The organism is Sphingomonas oligophenolica (genome assembly GCF_039522915.1).
Classification (GTDB): domain Bacteria; phylum Pseudomonadota; class Alphaproteobacteria; order Sphingomonadales; family Sphingomonadaceae; genus Sphingomonas; species Sphingomonas oligophenolica.
The window spans coordinates 46031-61279 of the sequence record NZ_BAAAEH010000013.1 but is presented as its reverse complement, the minus strand read 5'-3'; the positions used below and the strand labels follow the sequence as shown (position 1 = coordinate 61279).

Sequence of the window (15249 nt, the reverse complement as noted above, 5' to 3'; positions counted from 1 at the left end):
ATCATGGCGAAGGCAGCACCCGAGGGATTGATCACGGCGCTCGATATCGGATCGTCAAAGGTCTCCGCGTTGATCGCACAAAAGGGCGATGGCGGTGAGCTGATCGTGCTCGGCACCGGCCAGCGCGAGAGCCGGGGCGTCAAGCGCGGCTATATCGCCGATGCCGCCGCGACCGAGCTCGCTGTGCGCGAGGCGGTCGAGCAGGCGGAACGGATCGCGGGCACCAATATCGAGAATGTGTGGGTCAGTTTCTCCGCGGGTGGTCTCGTTTCCGATGTGGCGTCGATCGAGTTCGAGCTTGGCGGTCACCGGGTCGAGCAGTCCGATATCGATGCGCTGCTCCAGGCGGGGCGCGATTCAATCGATCCGGCCGGGCGGATGGTGCTTCATGCCCAGCCAGCGCTGTACACGCTCGACGGGTTGACGGGGGTCAAGCGGCCGCTCGGTCTGCACGCCGACCGGCTCGGTGTTCATATCCATGTGGTCGCCGCCGACGGGTCGCCGGTGCGCAACCTCGGGCTGTGCGTCGCCAACGCGCATCTCGAGGTGAAGGCAATCATCGCCTCTCCGGTCGCTACCGGCATGGCCTGCCTGTCGGAGGAGGAGCGCGAGCTCGGCGTTGCGCTGGTCGAGCTTGGCGCCGGGATCACCAATGTCTCGCTGTTCGCCGGCGGAATGCTGGTCGGGCTGACCTCGATTCCGATCGGGGCGGCCGACATCACTGACGATATCGCCTCGGCCTTTGGCACGAGGCGGGCCCAGGCGGAGCGGATGAAGTGCTTCTATGGCTCGGCCAATGCTTCCCCGCGCGACAATCACGACATGATCGACGTGGCACCCATCTCGGCCGAGGACGATGCCAGCGAGAGCAGCCGAATCACCCGCGCGCAGCTGATCGCGGTGATCCGCCAGCGGCTCGAGCATCTGATGGGCGAGGTGCAGAAGGCGCTGGTCGACCTGAAGTTCGAAGGACCGGTCGGGCGCCAGGTCGTGCTGACCGGCGGCGGTGCCGAATTGAAGGGCATCGCTGATTATGCGCAGCAGGCGCTCGGCCGCTCGGTGCGGATCGGCCGGCCGCGCGGGTTGACCGCTTTGCCCGAAGCCCATGGCGGACCGGCGTTTGCGACGCTAGCGGGCCTTGCATTCTATGCCGCCGCCGACCCTGTCGACCTGCGCTCATTGTCGGGCGCGCACCAGATCGTGCATCGGCCAAAGGGACTTGCGATCTTCAAGCGGCTGATGGCGGCCGCCCGGGCGAATTATTAAAGAAATACGACAAGATTTAGCTGTTCGTGCTGGAGTCACCGCAAGCGATGGTGCAGAACGAACAATATCATTGAAAAAACGCCCCGATGTTTGGGGTGGTGCGGAGACAGGGCGATGAGCATCGAATTTCTTCCTCCCGACGTTGACGAGCTGACGCCGCGGATTGCGGTGATCGGCGTAGGCGGCGCCGGCGGCAACGCGATCGCGAACATGATGCGTGCCGAGGTGCAGGGGGTCGATTTCCTTGTCGCCAACACGGATTCGCAGGCGCTCAAGCAATCGAGCGCACCGCATCGGATCCAGCTCGGCGCAAAGATCACGCAGGGGCTGGGCGCCGGCTCGCGTCCCGAAATCGGACGCGCCGCAGCCGAGGAGACCATCGAGCAGGTCACCAAGATGCTCGAGGGCGCGCATATGTGCTTCATCGCCGCCGGCATGGGCGGCGGGACCGGCACCGGTGCCGCCCCGGTCATCGCCAAGGCGGCGCGCGACATGGGCATCCTCACCGTCGGCGTCGTCACCAAGCCGTTCGCCTTCGAAGGCAATCGCCGCGCCAAGGCAGCTGAAGCCGGCATCGAAGAGCTTCAGAAGTACGTCGATACGCTGATCGTCATCCCCAACCAGAATCTGTTCCTCGTCGCCAATGCGAACACGACCTTCAAGGAAGCGTTCCAGATGGCGGACGAAGTGCTGCAGCAGGGCGTGCGCGGCATTACCGATCTGATGGTCATGCCCGGCCTCATCAACCTCGATTTCGCCGATGTCCGCTCGGTGATGCAGGAGATGGGCAAGGCGATGATGGGCACCGGCGAAGCCTCGGGCGACAATCGCGCGATCGAGGCGGCGTCCAAGGCGATCGCCAATCCGCTGCTCGACGGCGTCAGCATGAAGGGCGCCAAGGGCGTGATCGTCTCGATCACCGGCGGCGACGACATGCGCCTGCTCGAGGTCGACGAAGCCGCGAACCATATCCGCGAGCTGGTCGACGAAGATGCGAACATCATCTGGGGTTCGGCGTTCAATCCCGATCTCGAGGGCAAGATCCGCGTGTCGGTCGTCGCGACCGGCATCGAGGCCGAGGCCCGTCCCGCCAGCGCGGCGCCGCCGGTGTCGCGCGCCTTCACCTTCTCGGCGCCGAAAAAGGCCGAAGAGCCGGCGCCGGTCGCCGCAGCGCCCGTTGAGGCGCCGGTGGTTTCCGAGCCCGAATCGCCCGAGCCCCTTGCCGAAACCGCTGAGGCCGAGAGCGATGAACTGGTGCTGGGCAGCGAAACCCAGGTGTCGGACATCCCCACCTTCGGCGACGAGCCCGAAACCGAGGAAGTTGCCGAGGCTGCGCCCGAGCCCAGCCTGCGCCGTCGCTGGCTGTCGCCAGGTGCGGCTGCATCGGCCGCTGCCGAAGAGGCACCGGTGGAGCCGAGCGAGCCAGCAGCGCCCGCGCCGCGCGTCAAGCTCGGCGGCACCTTGTTCGAGCGCATGTCGAGCGTTTCGCGCGGTGCGGCCCGCGAGGACGAGCCCGAAAAGGATCCGGTCGATATCCCGCGCTTCCTGCATCGCCAGAACAATCAGTGAGGTGACGCCACGCGGCGCGCCCGGTTCATCGCCGGGTCGCGTCGCTCTGGCGCGCACCGCACGCGGCGGACATTGCCGGTTCAGCTGGACTGGGCTCTAGACTGGAGTCCGATGCGCGTTTCCCGCTTTGCCCCGCTTGTCCTGTTCGCTATCGCAACGCCGCTCGCGGCTATGGGCGGGACGGCGCAGATGCAGGTGCCGATGGTGCAGCCGCTCAACCCGGATGCGGATGAGCTCGCCGCCCAGATGCGGCTGTTGGCGGTCAATCCACAGGATGTCGGCGCGCTGGTGCGGGCGGGCGAGCTTACCCTGAAGCTCGACGACGATACCGCCGCCTCGACCTTCTTTGCCCGGGCCGAGCGGATCGATCCGCGCAATCCGCGGGTCAAGGCGGGGTTGGGCAGCCTGCTTGTCCAGGCGGAAAAGCCGGGCGAGGCGCTTCGCCGTTTCGGCGAGGCGGAGGCGCTTGGCCTCGACCCGCAGCGTTTCGCATCGGATCGCGGCCTCGCTTACGATCTGATCGGCGAGCAGGAGCGAGCCCAGCGCGATTACCGGCTGGCGCTGAAAAGCGGACCCAATGATGAAACGGTGCGGCGTTACGCGCTTTCGCTCGGCATTTCCGGCAAGGGCGATCTCGCCTACAAGCAGCTTGAGCCGCTGCTGCGCCGGAGCGATCGCGGCGCGTGGCGGGCGCGGGCCTTCATCCTTGCGATGACCGGCGACAATGCCGGCGCCGAGCGGATCGCGACCAACATGATGCCGCCCGGACTCGCCCAGGGTCTTCAGCCCTTTTTCGATCGGCTGGCGTCGCTTGGCCCGGTCGATCGCGCCTTCGCGGTGCATTTCGGCGAATTGCGGGCGACGCCGGAACGGGCCGCCGATGCCCGGCTGGTCCCCGCGCTCGCGCCGCTCGCGCCCGAATCCGGGACGACGCCGGTTGCCGTCGCGCAGAACGTGGCGAAGCCCGTGCGGCAGGACGATCGCCGCAGCCGCGACAAAAGAAAGAAAGGCCGGCCGGAGCCGATCCAGGTCATCAATACGCCGCCACCCGTGCCGTTGCCGCAGCCGCCGGCCTATGTCGCGAGCGTCGAACCACCGGTGGAGCAGCCCTATGCGCCGCCAGCTGCGCCGCGGCAGAGCATGACGCTCAGCCCCGCGCGCCCGATCGTCACGACGCAGACGCCGCAACCCGCGCGCGTGAGCCCGCCGGTCGCCGGCGGGCCCGTTCCGATGCGATCGGTTGCCGCGCCGGCGACCATGCCGGCCATGCCACCGGCGCAGGTCGTGACGACGCCCCCCAGGCCAGCCGCGATTGCGCCAGCGCCCGCTCAACATGGCGAAGTCGCTTCGCTGCCGCCACGCACAACGCCGCAACCCGGGCGCGCGAGTGCGCCGATCGAGGCTGATACCCGTATTCCTGGCAGTGCTCCGACGCCTTTGGCGCCGATTTCGACCGCACCACCGCGACAAACCGCAGCGGCGCCCGCTGTCCTCGCTGCCTCGACTGTCGCACCAGGATTTATCGCAGCGGCGCCCGTGCGCGTCGAAACGCCGCCTGCCTCGATCTCGTCGACTCCGCCGCCCATGCCGGCCCCGGTGCGAAACGAGGATTCGATTCTCGCCAATATCATCGCCAGCGTCGCGACGCCTGATCCGGGTGCCGAGCCGGCGCCGGTCGAGGTCGCGCCGCCACCGGCTGCAGCGCCCGCGCCGGTGAAGGCCGAACCCGCGCCGGTCGATACCGCCGCGGAGGCGAACGCGGCGGCCGAGAAGAAGGCGCTGGCCGACAAGAAAGCGCTGGCTGACAAAAAGGCGGCCGACGCCAGGAAGCTGGCCGATGCGAAGAAGCTCGCCGATGCCAAAAAGGCGGCCGAACTGAAAAAGAAGAACGACCCCAAGATCCTCGAGCCGGCGCGCATCTGGGTACAGGTGGCGGGCGGTGCCAACGAAGGGACCCTGCCCAAGGAATGGGCGAAGGTCCGCGACAAGGCGCCCGCGATCTTCAAGGGCAAATCGGGCTGGACGACTCCGCTCCGCGCCACGAACCGCGTGCTGGCCGGTCCGTTCAAGACCAATGAGGAGGCGCGCGCCTTCGTCAACGCACTGGCCAAGGAAGGTGTCTCGGCCTTCACCTTCACCAGCGAGGCGGGCCAGAAGATCACCAAGCTGCCGGCGAAGTGAGCGCGCTTGTGCCCTGGGCGTCTGACCCGGGACTGAGCCGGGGGCGCCTCCACAGCGAACAGAATGAGACCGTTCGTGGCCCACGCGACGCCTTTCAGCGTGATCGCGACCGGATCGTCCACTCGATCAGTTTCCGCCGTCTGCGCCACAAGACCCAGGTGTTCATGGCGCCTGACGGCGACCATTTCCGCGTCCGCCTGACTCACAGCCTGGAAGTGTCGCAGATTGGCCGCACCGTGGCGCGCGTGCTTGGGCTGAACGAGGACCTCACCGAGGCGCTTTGCCTCGCCCATGATATCGGCCACCCGCCCTTCGGTCATGCCGGCGAGGACGCGCTTCAGGCGGCGCTCGCGGGGCAGGGCGGCTTTGATCACAACGGCCATACGCTCCGTGCGCTGATGGTGATCGACAGCCCCTATCCGCGCTGGAACGGCCTGAACCTGACCTGGGAGACGCTCGAAGGCCTGGCCAAGCATAATGGCCCGATCTTTCAGCCGGGCTGGGCGCTGGCCGAGGCCGATGCCGCTTTCCCGCTCGATCTCACGCGCTGGCCCTCGCTCGAGGCGCAGGTCGCCGCGATCGCCGACGATATCGCCTATGACAATCACGATATCGACGACGGCCTGCGCGCCGGCCTGCTCACGCTCGACCAGATCCTCGCGGTGCCGGTGATCGCATCGGGCTGGGCAGCAACCCGGGAGCGCTTTCCCGATCTCGCGCCCGAGCGGCTGACCGGCGAACTGGTGCGCTCGCAGATCGGGGCGATGGTCAATGACCTGATCGGGGAAACGCGCCGCCGTGTCGCCGAAGCGAAGGTGGAGACTGTCGAGGACATCCGCGCCGCCGGGCGCTGTCTGGCCGGCTTCTCGCCTGACATGCGGGAGGCCGAACGCGTGCTCAAGCGCTTCATGTACGAGAATCTCTATCATCATCCGCGCCAGCTCGAGGCGGCGCGGATGGCGGGCGATCTCGTCACCGGGCTGTTCGAGGCCTATCGTGCCGACCCGGCGCTGATGCCCGCTGACTGGTATGGTCGGCTGCCCGCGGAAGAGCCCGCGCGCAGCCGCCATATTGCCGATTTCATCGCCGGGATGACCGATCGCTATGCCGTTGCGCGCTATCGCGAGGCGGTCGGTCCGATCGATCTGCCCGACGGCTTCTAGATCAGCGCGCCGCGAGCTTTGCCGGCATCAACTTGGCCTGGACGCCCTTCATGAAGAACGAGACCGGAATGCCGCCGGAGAAGCCAGTGACCGAGTCGCCGCGAACCACCAGCTCGAACGGACCGCCATCGGGATGGCTTCGCCCGGTGATGACGACGCGGTCCGTCTTGATCTGGGTCGTATAGACATAGGTTTCGCCGTCGCGGGTGAAGGTTCTTTCAGCGGGCGTGTCGCTGGCGAAAGCGGGGGCGGCCAGCGACGCGAACAGCGCCGCTGCGAGGAGGGTCTTGGTCATGATCTATCCTTTCGGTGGTCGAAAGCCAGATCAGCATCCCCTCGCATCTTCTGCTGTGTTCCAATCATATTGCAGTGCAGCAAAATCCCAACCGCAAAAATTGCGCGACCAGTTGCAACAAACGGACGGCCAATCGCATTGCCCCTGAGGGTCTGACAAACTCTTGCGACACGTCGGGTATAGGTCGGAGCCATAGTATCGGGCGACAACCATCATGGCGGACGCAAATATAGCGCTTAATCGCTTCGGGCTTGGAGCGCGGCCCGACGAACCGACACCGGCCGATCCCCGGAAATGGCTGCATGCGCAGCTCGGCTCGTTCGATGCGGCACCGAGCGCGATCGCTGCGCTGCCGGGCCGGCGGACGATTGCCGGGGAACTGGCCGACTATCTCGATCAGCTGAGGGCGTTGCGGCGACAGTCGGGCCGTGGCGAAGCGGGTCGGCCAGTTGCGCGGCGGGCACAAGCAGCAGCGATAAGCCGGCCGGCCGATATGAACGCGCCGATGACGCAGGGGTATCAGAGCGCGGCAACGCCCGCTTTGCCCGGCGGCAAGCCACAGACTGACGCCATGACGCCCCAAGCGCCCGATCCGAACGACCCGGTCGCGCAGGCGCGCCGCTTCGCGCAGCGGCAGGCGCGGGACTATTATATCGGTGCGGTCGGGGGCCGGGCCAACGCCGCACTCACCACGCCGGCGCCGTTCGTCGAGCGGCTGGTACATTTCTGGGCGAACCACTTCGCCATCTCGATCGACAAGGTGCAGGTGGTTGGGCTGGGCGGACTGCTCGAATTCGAGGCGATCCGCCCGCACGTCCTCGGCAGGTTCGGTGACATGCTGAACGCGGTCGAGCGCCATCCGGCAATGCTTCTCTATCTCGATCAGGCGCAATCAGTCGGACCAGATAGCGTGATCGGCACGCGCTTCGGCAGCCGACCTAACCGCAAGCTCGGCCTCAACGAGAATCTCGCACGCGAGATCATGGAGCTCCACACGCTCGGCGTCCGCACCGGCTATGATCAGGCCGATGTCACTGAATTCGCCCGCGCAATGACCGGCTGGACTGTCTCCGGCCTCAGCCGCGGCCCCGGCGCGCGTTTCAGCGGAACCGATGGCCAGGCCGGCGATTTCGTCTTCGCCGCGCCCCTCCACGAGCCGGGTGCGCGGACGATCATGGGCAAGGTTTACGATCAGGAGGGTGAGCATCAGGCCCAGGCCGTGCTGAGCGACCTCGCGGTGCATCCCGCCACCGCGACTCATATCGCCACCAAGCTCGCTCGGCATTTCGCCGGGGATACGCCGCCGCCCGCGCTCGTCCAGCGCCTGCAGGCCGCCTATCTCAGGACCGGCGGCGACCTGCCGAGCGTCTACCGCGCGCTGATCGACTCGCCCGAAACCTGGGTGGCGCAACCGCCCAAGTTCAAGACGCCGTGGGAATGGTCGATCTCGTCGATGCGCGCGCTCGGCATGAGGACGGTGGCGCCGCCGATGGTCACCGGGCTGCTCAATCAACTCGGCCAGCCGACCTGGAAGCCCGGATCGCCCGCCGGCTTTGATGACATCGCAGCCAGCTGGGCGGGGCCTGATGCGATCCTCCGCCGGGTCGAGGCAGCGGAGCGCTTCGCGACCCGGGCCGGCGCGACAATCGATGCACGGGTGCTCGCCCCCAAGATCATCCCCGCAGCGGTGGGCCCCGCTACCACCCAGGCGCTTGCGCGCGCCGAGAGTCCGGGGCAGGCACTGGCTTTGCTGCTCGTCGCGCCTGAATTCATGCGGAGATAGGCCATGTTCGATCGACGTTCCTTTATCGGCGCCGGTGCGATTGGTGCGGCCGCGCTTGCCTTCGCACCGCGCATGGCCTTCGCCAGAGCGGAGACCGACAAGCGCTTCGTCTTCATCATCCAGCGTGGCGCAGCGGACGGGCTCGGCACCGTCGCGCCGGTCGGCGATCCTGCCTTTGCCGGCGCGCGCGGCGTGCTTGCGGAGGATTTTCAGGGCGCGGCGAAGCTCGATCCGATGTTCGCGCTGCATCCGTCGCTCGACACTATCGGGAGGCTCTACACGGGCGGGCAGGCGCTCTTCGCGCACGCCGTCGCATCGCCCTATCGCGACCGCTCGCATTTCGACGGGCAGAATGTACTCGAGACCGGTGGAGCGGGTGCCTATCAGGTCAAGACCGGCTGGCTGAACCGGATGCTCGGCCTGTTGCCACCGTCACAGGCCAGGGCGATCGCCGTCGCTGCGACCGTGCCGCTGGCGCTGCGCGGCAGCCATGAGGTGTCGTCCTATGCGCCATCGGCGCTGCCCCGGGCGTCGGACGATCTGCTGCAGCGGGTTTCAATGCTGTACGAAGGCGACAGCCAGCTCCACGCGCTGTGGAGCGAAGCGATGGGCACCCGCGCGCTCACCAGCGACATGGCTGACGACAATGGCCGCAATGCCGTCGCGACCGGTGCGCTCGCGGCAAAGCTGCTCGTGCCGGAAAACGGCGCGCGGATCGCGATGATCGAAACCGGCGGATGGGATACGCATGCGCAGCAGCGCGCGCGCCTGGGGCTGCAGTTGCGCGGCCTGGACGGTATGGTCGGCGCGCTCCAGGCCGGGCTCGGGCCGCTCTGGGCCGATACGATGGTGCTGGTCGCGACTGAATTCGGCCGCACCGTGGCGGTCAACGGCACCGCCGGCACAGACCATGGCACCGCGAGCTCGGCGATGCTGCTCGGTGGCGGCGTAAGGGGCGGCCGCGTGCTGGCTGACTGGCCTGGGCTCGCGCCGGCGGCATTGTTCGAGGGTCGTGACCTCAAGCCGACGCTTCAGCTCGATGCCCTGATCGCCGGCGCGGCGGCCGAGCATTTCGGCGTCGAGCCGGGGCGGACGATCGCGGCCCTGTTCCCCGACAGCAGGGGCGTGCGTCCGGTAGAAGCTTTGGTGCGTATATAGCTCGGGCTGGCGGGGCCGGGTTCCAAGGCTCACGCCCGCAACCGGGCGGTTGTTCCGCCAGCCCACCATAACCACCTTGCAGTCGCGATTTGAGTGCGCGCCCGTCATCCGCTAAGGCGCGCGCTCGCTTAACCGACCGGACCAGCAATGACCCTTTATACCCGTTTCGCCGCGCATCTCGATGCGGCGCTCGATACCCTTGTTGCGGCGGGCGACCTGCCGGCGGGGCTCGACCGCGCGAACGTGACGGTCGAGCCGCCGCGCGATACGAGCCATGGCGATCTCGCGACCAATGCGGCGATGGTGCTGGCCAAGCCCGCCGCCGCCAACCCGCGCGCACTGGCGGAGAAGATCGCCGCCGAGCTCGGCAAGCTGGAGGAGATCGAGTCCGTCTCGGTTGCCGGGCCCGGCTTCATCAACCTGACATTGACCGACGACACCTGGCGCGCCGAGCTTTCCGCGATCCGCGACGAGGGGAGTGACTATGGCCGCTCGACCCGGGGCCGCGGCACGACCGTCAATGTCGAATATGTCTCCGCCAACCCGACCGGGCCGATGCATATGGGGCATTGCCGCGGCGCGGTGGTGGGCGATGCGCTGGCCAACCTGCTCGAATTCGCCGGTGCCAGGGTGATCCGCGAATATTATGTCAATGATGCCGGCGGCCAGGTCGATGTGCTCGCGCGCTCGGTGCATTTGCGCTACCGCGAGGCCCTCGGTGAAGAGATCGGCGATATCCCCGAGGGGCTGTATCCGGGCGATTATCTCGTGCCGGTCGGGAAGGCGCTGGCTGCCGAGTTCGGCGATCGCTATGCCGACGCGCCCGAAGGGGAATGGCTCGTCCTGTTCCGCACGCGGGCGGTCGCTGCGATGATGGAGCTGATCAAGGCCGATCTCGCGCTGCTCGGCATCCATCATGATCTCTTCTCGTCCGAGGCTGAATTGCAGGCGGCGGGCAAGCCGGAGGCGGCTGAAGCCGAACTGCGTGCGCGGGGCCTGATCTATGACGGCGTGCTCGAAGCGCCCAAGGGCGAGACGCCCGAGGATTGGGAGCCGGTCGTGCTGCCGCTGTTCCGCTCCACCCAGTTCGGCGACGATCAGGATCGGCCGATCCGCAAGTCGAACGGGCAATGGACCTATTTCGGCGCCGATCTCGCTTATCATTACCAGAAGGCGCAGACCGCCGATGCGCTGATCGATATCTGGGGCGCGGACCATGCAGGCACCGTGAAGCGGATCGTCGCGGCAGTGCGGGCGCTGACCGGCGGCAAGACCAGGTTCGACGTGAAGCTGGTCCAGATGGTCAGGTTGCTCCGCGCCGGCGAGCCGGTGAAGATGTCGAAACGCGCCGGCAATTTCGTGACTCTCGCCGATGTCGTGCAGGAGGTCGGCAAGGATGTCGTTCGGTTCACCATGCTCACCCGCAAGTCGGATGCGCAGATGGATTTCGACTTCGCCAAGGTGGTTGAACTTTCCCGCGAGAATCCGGTCTTTTACGTTCAATATGCCCATGCGCGCATCGCCGGCCTGCGTCGGAAAACCGCCGAGGCGGGAATAGTCTGTGGCGCGGTGGACCTGTCCCAACTTGACACTATTGAGCTCGATCTGGTGAAGATCGCTGCTCAGTTTCCGCGGATCATCGAGACGGCGGCGGCGGCGCGCGAGCCGCATCGCATCGCTTTCTATCTGAACGACTTGGCGGCTGCATTCCACGCACTTTACAATCTCGGCAATGACAACCCCGAACGGCGCTTCCTGATTACGGAGAATGCGGCCATAACATGTGCGCGTCTTTTCCTGGCCGAGGCAATCGGGCAGATTATTCGCAACGGACTCGGCATCATGGGGGTGCAGGCGGTCCAGGAGATGAACTGATGGCGACGTCGAGCGACTTCGAGATGCGCGACGAGGATCGGCTGCCCTGGCTCGAAACTGTCGATGAGAATTATGACGAGGGTCCCTCGGTCTTTCGCGTCATCCTGATGGTGTTGCTTGGCCTTGCGATCATCGCCGCCGCTATTTTCGGCTTCTACTGGTACAAGCAGCATCAGCGCGCTGACGGCAATGGTGCGCTGATCGCGGCGCAGGAGGGCGACTACAAGGTAAAGCCCGACAATCCCGGCGGCCTCAAGGTCGAGGGAGAAGGCGATACCGCGATTGCCACCAGCGACGGTGCCGGTGGCGGCAACGCCTCGATCGATCTGAGCGCTACGCCCGAGACGCCGGTCGCCGGCACCAGGGCGGCGCCTGCGGCTGCCATGACCGCCGGCGCAAGCAAGGCAGTGGTGGCGATTCCGGCATCGGGCGGCAAGCTGACGGCGGCGAGGCCTTCGGCCGCCCCGGCAGCAGGCGCTTCGGTTGGCGGCGCGCTGGTGCAGCTCGGCTCCTTCCCCGACGAAGCGTCAGCCAACGCCGCCTGGGAAAGGGCTTCCAAGCGCTTCACCTACCTCGCGCCGCTCGGCAAATCAGTGCAGATGGCCGAGGTGAACGGCAGGACGGTCTATCGCCTGCGAGTCAATGCGGGCAGCGCGAACCAGGCGACTGAACTCTGCGGCAAGCTGAAAGTCGCGGGCGAGGCGTGTTTCGTGGCGAACAATTGAGCTTGGCGTTCAGTCCGCTTTTCCTCTGTCACCGGAGAGAAAAAACGGAATGCGCTTCGGGCCTACTCAGCCCTGCCTTATATTTGTAAGCGTCTTCGCATGAAGCCTGTCATCTACGGCCTGTCAGGCCCGACCCTCACCCCCGAAGAGCGCTCCTTCTTCCTTCAGGCCGAGCCCGCCGGCTATATCCTGTTCAAACGCAACATCGCCGATCGCGCCCAGCTCCGCGCACTCACCGATGATCTGCGCGCGATCTCCGGCCGGGGCGATCTGCCCATCCTGATCGACCAGGAAGGCGGCCGCGTCGCCCGGATGGGGCCGCCGGAATGGCCTGCCTTTCCTGCGGGACCCAAATTCGACGCTCTCTACGACATCGCGCCTATCTCGGCGATCGAAGCAGCACGGGCGAATGCCCAGGCGATCGCGCTGATGCTCGCCGAAGTCGGCATAACGGTCGACTGCCTGCCGCTGCTCGACGTGTCGCAACCCGATACGACCGAGGCAATCTCGACTCGGGCATTGGGATCGGAGCCGATGCGCGTCGCCGCGATGGGCCGCGCCATCATCGAGGGGCTGCGCGCCGGCGGCGTGGTCGGTGTGGTCAAGCATATGCCGGGGCATGGCCGGGCAAAACTCGACACCCATTATCACCTGCCCACCGTCACCGCTTCGGACGCCGAGCTCGAAATAGACCTTGCGCCGTTCAGGGCGCTCGCCGGGGCGCCGATGGGAATGACCTCGCATATCGTCTTCGAGGCATGGGATCCGGCGCGGCCCGCCACGCTCTCGCCGATCGTGATCGAGGACGTGATCCGCAAGCGGATCGGTTTTGACGGCCTGTTGATGACTGACGATATCGACATGAAGGCCCTTTCCGGCACCGCCGGCGACAAGGCGGCCGGGGCGATCGCGGCCGGATGCGATCTCGTGCTCGATTGTTGGGGCCGGATGGACGAGATGGAGGATATCGCGGCGCGGCTCGGCGATATCGCCGACCGGTCGCGCGCGCGGCTCGATCGGGCGATGGCGACGATCGCCGGCGTGGTGCCGCAGGGCGAGATGGCTGAGCTGATCGCCAGGCGCGACGCGCTGCTCGCGCTGTCCTGATCCTTTTCGGGGAGGATTGTGCAGCGCGCTCGGCTTCGCCTAAACGAGCCGATGGATTCCGATCCCGAAACCCTGACTCTCGATATTGACGGCTGGGAAGGCCCGCTCGATCTGTTGCTTGCGCTCGCCCGCAATCAGAAGGTGGATCTGCGCGAAATCTCGATCCTTGCCCTGGTCGATCAATATCTGCGCTTCGTCGAGGAGGCGAAGTCGATCAAGCTCGAGCTGGCGGCCGATTATCTCGTGATGGCGGCGTGGCTCGCCTATCTGAAATCGGCATTGCTGCTTCCGCGCGACCCCGAGGAGCAGCCCAGCCCCGAGGAGCTCGCGCTCAGGCTCCAGCTCCGCCTCGAACGGCTTGCCGCGATGCGCGAGGCGGGCGCGCGGCTGATGGGACATGACCGGATCGGCCGCGATGTGTTTCTGCGTGGTATGCCGGAAGGGCTGCGGACGGTGCGCAAGGCGCTGTGGCAGGCGGAAATCTATGATCTGATTGCCGCTTATGGCCGCATCAATGCCCGTACCCGGCCGGTGATGCACATCGTCGCCAACCGACCGGTCATGACGCTCGACGCTGCGCTCGAGCGCGTGTCCCGGCTTGTCGGCGAACGGATCGACTGGAGCGTGATCGAAAGCTTCCTGCCCGAGAGCGCGCAGGGCATCTTCCGCAAGTCCGCGCTTGCCTCGAGCTTCGTTGCTGCGCTCGAATTGGCGCGGCAGGGAAAGGTGGAGCTGCGCCAGAAATCGCCCTTCGCACCGTTGTACCTGAAGTCGCCGACCCGCGAGGTTCCGGCATGAAGCGGGCCGATGACCTGACCCGCGCGGTTGAAGCCGTCCTGTTCGCCGCGACCGAGCCGATGACCGCCGACGCGATCCGCGCGCATCTGGGGGACGCGGGCGGAATCCGCGACGTGCTGGAGGAAATCCAGGCCGATTATGTCGGACGCGGCATCGAGCTGGTCCGCCGCGGCGATCGCTGGCACTTCCAGACCGCGCCCGACATGGCGCATCTGCTGCGCCGGGACAGGGAGGAGCCGCGCAAGCTCAGCCGCGCCGGCATCGAGACGCTGGCGATCATTGCCTATCACGAGCCGGCGACTCGCGCCGAGATCGAGGCGATTCGCGGCGTGCAGATCTCGAAGGGCACTCTTGACGTGCTGATGGAAGCCGGCTGGATCCGTCCCGCCGGCCGGCGGGAAGTACCTGGCCGGCCATTGCTGTATGCGACCACGCCCGAGTTCCTGGCCCATTTCGGTCTTGCGAGCAGGCGTGACCTGCCGGGAATCGATGATCTGAAGGCCGCCGGGCTGCTCGATCCGGTCGACCTGGCGATGGAACATGCCGGTCTTTCGGATGGCGATGACGTCGAGGTGGAAAACCCCGGCGAAGAGGCCTAGATAGGCCGGGATCCTCGAGGAGATTGAAGATGGGTAGTTTCAGCCTTGTGCATTGGCTGATCTTGGGCGTGATACTGGTGCTCGTGCTGGGCGGCGGACGCTTCTCGAACATGATGGGCGACGTTGCCAAGGGTATCAAGCAGTTCAAGAAGGGCATGGCCGAAGAGGATGAGCCTGTCCGGGATCCGAGCCGGATAGAAACCAAGAAGGCGGCTGAACCCGTTGTCGAGGTTCAGGCCGAGAAGCTGCGCGAAGATCGCTGACGTTCTTATCCTGCCGGGATTTTCTTGAATGTTCGATGTTGCGCCTACCGAGCTCCTGGTCCTGGGGGCGGTCGCCCTGATGGTGATTCCGCCCAAGGACCTGCCCAAGGCAATGCGGGTCGCGGGCTATTGGGTCGGTCGCGCGCGCGGCGTGGCGCGGCAATTCCGCTCCGGCTTCGATTCGATGCTGCGCGATGCCGAACTCCAGGAAATGGAGAAGCGCTGGGCTGAAGAGAATGCGCGCATCATGCGCGAGCATCCGCCGACCCCGGCCATGCTGATGTCGCCCGCGCCGGGCGACCTGGTTGAGCAGCCGGCGCTCCCGGTCATGACGGAGAAACCGGTCGTCAGCCCCGCGCCGGAGCCCGAACCGATCCAGGCCATGGACGCTGCGTCGAAGCCCGCGCCGAAGCTGAGGGCAAAGCGGACGCCTAAGCCGAAACCAGACAAGGTCGATCCGTGAACGA

The 15249-nt window shown here is 66.5% G+C and carries 14 protein-coding genes; 13 read left to right on the top strand and 1 reads right to left on the bottom strand.

All coding sequences use genetic code 11. From position 1 onward, the window contains the following. Window positions 1–3 precede the first annotated feature (3 nt). From ftsA to ABD050_RS08225, 4 genes are all read left to right on the top strand, one after another. On the top strand, window positions 4–1266 hold the full coding sequence (gene ftsA, locus ABD050_RS08240; RefSeq protein ID WP_343888789.1) for a cell division protein FtsA: 1263 nt from the start codon (window positions 4–6) through the stop codon (window positions 1264–1266). 114 nt (window positions 1267–1380) lie between these two features. Then, window positions 1381–2835, top strand: a complete 1455-nt coding sequence (gene ftsZ, locus ABD050_RS08235) for a cell division protein FtsZ (protein ID WP_343888787.1) — start codon at window positions 1381–1383, stop codon at window positions 2833–2835. Window positions 2836–2946: 111 nt separating this feature from the next. After that, entirely contained in the window at window positions 2947–5016 is a 2070-nt protein-coding gene (locus ABD050_RS08230) for an SPOR domain-containing protein (RefSeq protein ID WP_343888786.1), read from the top strand. Then, window positions 5013–6179: a deoxyguanosinetriphosphate triphosphohydrolase gene (locus tag ABD050_RS08225; protein WP_343888785.1), complete on the top strand. Its 1167-nt coding sequence runs from the start codon at window positions 5013–5015 to the stop codon at window positions 6177–6179. Before ABD050_RS08230 ends, ABD050_RS08225 begins: the two co-directional genes overlap by 4 nt. 1 nt (window position 6180) lies before the next feature. Here the strand turns inward: ABD050_RS08225 and ABD050_RS08220 are convergent, their stop codons facing one another. Further along, on the bottom strand, window positions 6181–6474 hold the full coding sequence (locus ABD050_RS08220; protein ID WP_343888784.1) for a hypothetical protein: 294 nt from the start codon (window positions 6472–6474) through the stop codon (window positions 6181–6183). 214 nt (window positions 6475–6688) lie between these two features. Between ABD050_RS08220 and ABD050_RS08215 the strand changes: the two genes are divergently transcribed. The 9 genes from ABD050_RS08215 (at window position 6689) to ABD050_RS08175 (ending at window position 15245) form a co-directional block, all read left to right on the top strand. Continuing rightward, window positions 6689–8257 (top strand): DUF1800 domain-containing protein, encoded by a 1569-nt coding sequence (locus ABD050_RS08215; protein WP_343888783.1) that lies wholly within the window; start codon window positions 6689–6691, stop codon window positions 8255–8257. Between the two features lie 3 nt (window positions 8258–8260). Continuing rightward, the gene (locus ABD050_RS08210) at window positions 8261–9415 is read left to right on the top strand and encodes a DUF1501 domain-containing protein (RefSeq protein ID WP_343888782.1); all 1155 of its coding nucleotides are present in this window, start codon (window positions 8261–8263) and stop codon (window positions 9413–9415) included. A 147-nt stretch (window positions 9416–9562) separates the two neighbouring features. Continuing rightward, window positions 9563–11290, top strand: coding sequence for an arginine--tRNA ligase (gene argS, locus ABD050_RS08205; RefSeq protein ID WP_343888781.1), 1728 nt, complete (start codon window positions 9563–9565; stop codon window positions 11288–11290). Continuing rightward, complete coding sequence (locus ABD050_RS08200) at window positions 11290–12015, top strand: SPOR domain-containing protein (RefSeq protein WP_343888780.1); 726 nt, start codon at window positions 11290–11292, stop codon at window positions 12013–12015. The genes argS and ABD050_RS08200 overlap by 1 nt, the downstream gene beginning before the upstream one ends. Window positions 12016–12114: 99 nt before the next feature. Beyond that, window positions 12115–13122: a glycoside hydrolase family 3 N-terminal domain-containing protein gene (locus ABD050_RS08195; protein ID WP_343888779.1), complete on the top strand. Its 1008-nt coding sequence runs from the start codon at window positions 12115–12117 to the stop codon at window positions 13120–13122. Between the two features lie 51 nt (window positions 13123–13173). Beyond that, window positions 13174–13920 (top strand): segregation and condensation protein A, encoded by a 747-nt coding sequence (locus ABD050_RS08190; protein ID WP_343888778.1) that lies wholly within the window; start codon window positions 13174–13176, stop codon window positions 13918–13920. After that, a complete protein-coding gene (gene scpB, locus ABD050_RS08185; RefSeq protein ID WP_343888777.1) occupies window positions 13917–14519 on the top strand; it encodes an SMC-Scp complex subunit ScpB in 603 nt (200 codons plus the stop codon). The genes ABD050_RS08190 and scpB overlap by 4 nt, the downstream gene beginning before the upstream one ends. A gap of 29 nt (window positions 14520–14548) precedes the next feature. Continuing rightward, entirely contained in the window at window positions 14549–14782 is a 234-nt protein-coding gene (locus ABD050_RS08180) for a twin-arginine translocase TatA/TatE family subunit (protein ID WP_343888776.1), read from the top strand. Between the two features lie 28 nt (window positions 14783–14810). Next, window positions 14811–15245 carry a twin-arginine translocase TatA/TatE family subunit gene (locus ABD050_RS08175; RefSeq protein ID WP_343888775.1) on the top strand — a complete coding sequence of 145 codons (435 nt, stop codon included), beginning with the start codon at window positions 14811–14813 and terminating at the stop codon, window positions 15243–15245. Window positions 15246–15249 lie beyond the last annotated feature (4 nt).

Coding starts and splice junctions, on each gene's coding strand:
- ftsA (WP_343888789.1), top strand. CDS start 4: ATGGCGAAGGCAGCACCCGAGGGATTGATCACGGCGCTCGATATCGGA.
- ftsZ (WP_343888787.1), top strand. CDS start 1,381: ATGAGCATCGAATTTCTTCCTCCCGACGTTGACGAGCTGACGCCGCGG.
- ABD050_RS08230 (WP_343888786.1), top strand. CDS start 2,947: ATGCGCGTTTCCCGCTTTGCCCCGCTTGTCCTGTTCGCTATCGCAACG.
- ABD050_RS08220 (WP_343888784.1), bottom strand. CDS start 6,474: ATGACCAAGACCCTCCTCGCAGCGGCGCTGTTCGCGTCGCTGGCCGCC.
- ABD050_RS08215 (WP_343888783.1), top strand. CDS start 6,689: ATGGCGGACGCAAATATAGCGCTTAATCGCTTCGGGCTTGGAGCGCGG.
- ABD050_RS08210 (WP_343888782.1), top strand. CDS start 8,261: ATGTTCGATCGACGTTCCTTTATCGGCGCCGGTGCGATTGGTGCGGCC.
- argS (WP_343888781.1), top strand. CDS start 9,563: ATGACCCTTTATACCCGTTTCGCCGCGCATCTCGATGCGGCGCTCGAT.
- ABD050_RS08200 (WP_343888780.1), top strand. CDS start 11,290: ATGGCGACGTCGAGCGACTTCGAGATGCGCGACGAGGATCGGCTGCCC.
- ABD050_RS08195 (WP_343888779.1), top strand. CDS start 12,115: ATGAAGCCTGTCATCTACGGCCTGTCAGGCCCGACCCTCACCCCCGAA.
- ABD050_RS08190 (WP_343888778.1), top strand. CDS start 13,174: ATGGATTCCGATCCCGAAACCCTGACTCTCGATATTGACGGCTGGGAA.
- scpB (WP_343888777.1), top strand. CDS start 13,917: ATGAAGCGGGCCGATGACCTGACCCGCGCGGTTGAAGCCGTCCTGTTC.
- ABD050_RS08180 (WP_343888776.1), top strand. CDS start 14,549: ATGGGTAGTTTCAGCCTTGTGCATTGGCTGATCTTGGGCGTGATACTG.
- ABD050_RS08175 (WP_343888775.1), top strand. CDS start 14,811: ATGTTCGATGTTGCGCCTACCGAGCTCCTGGTCCTGGGGGCGGTCGCC.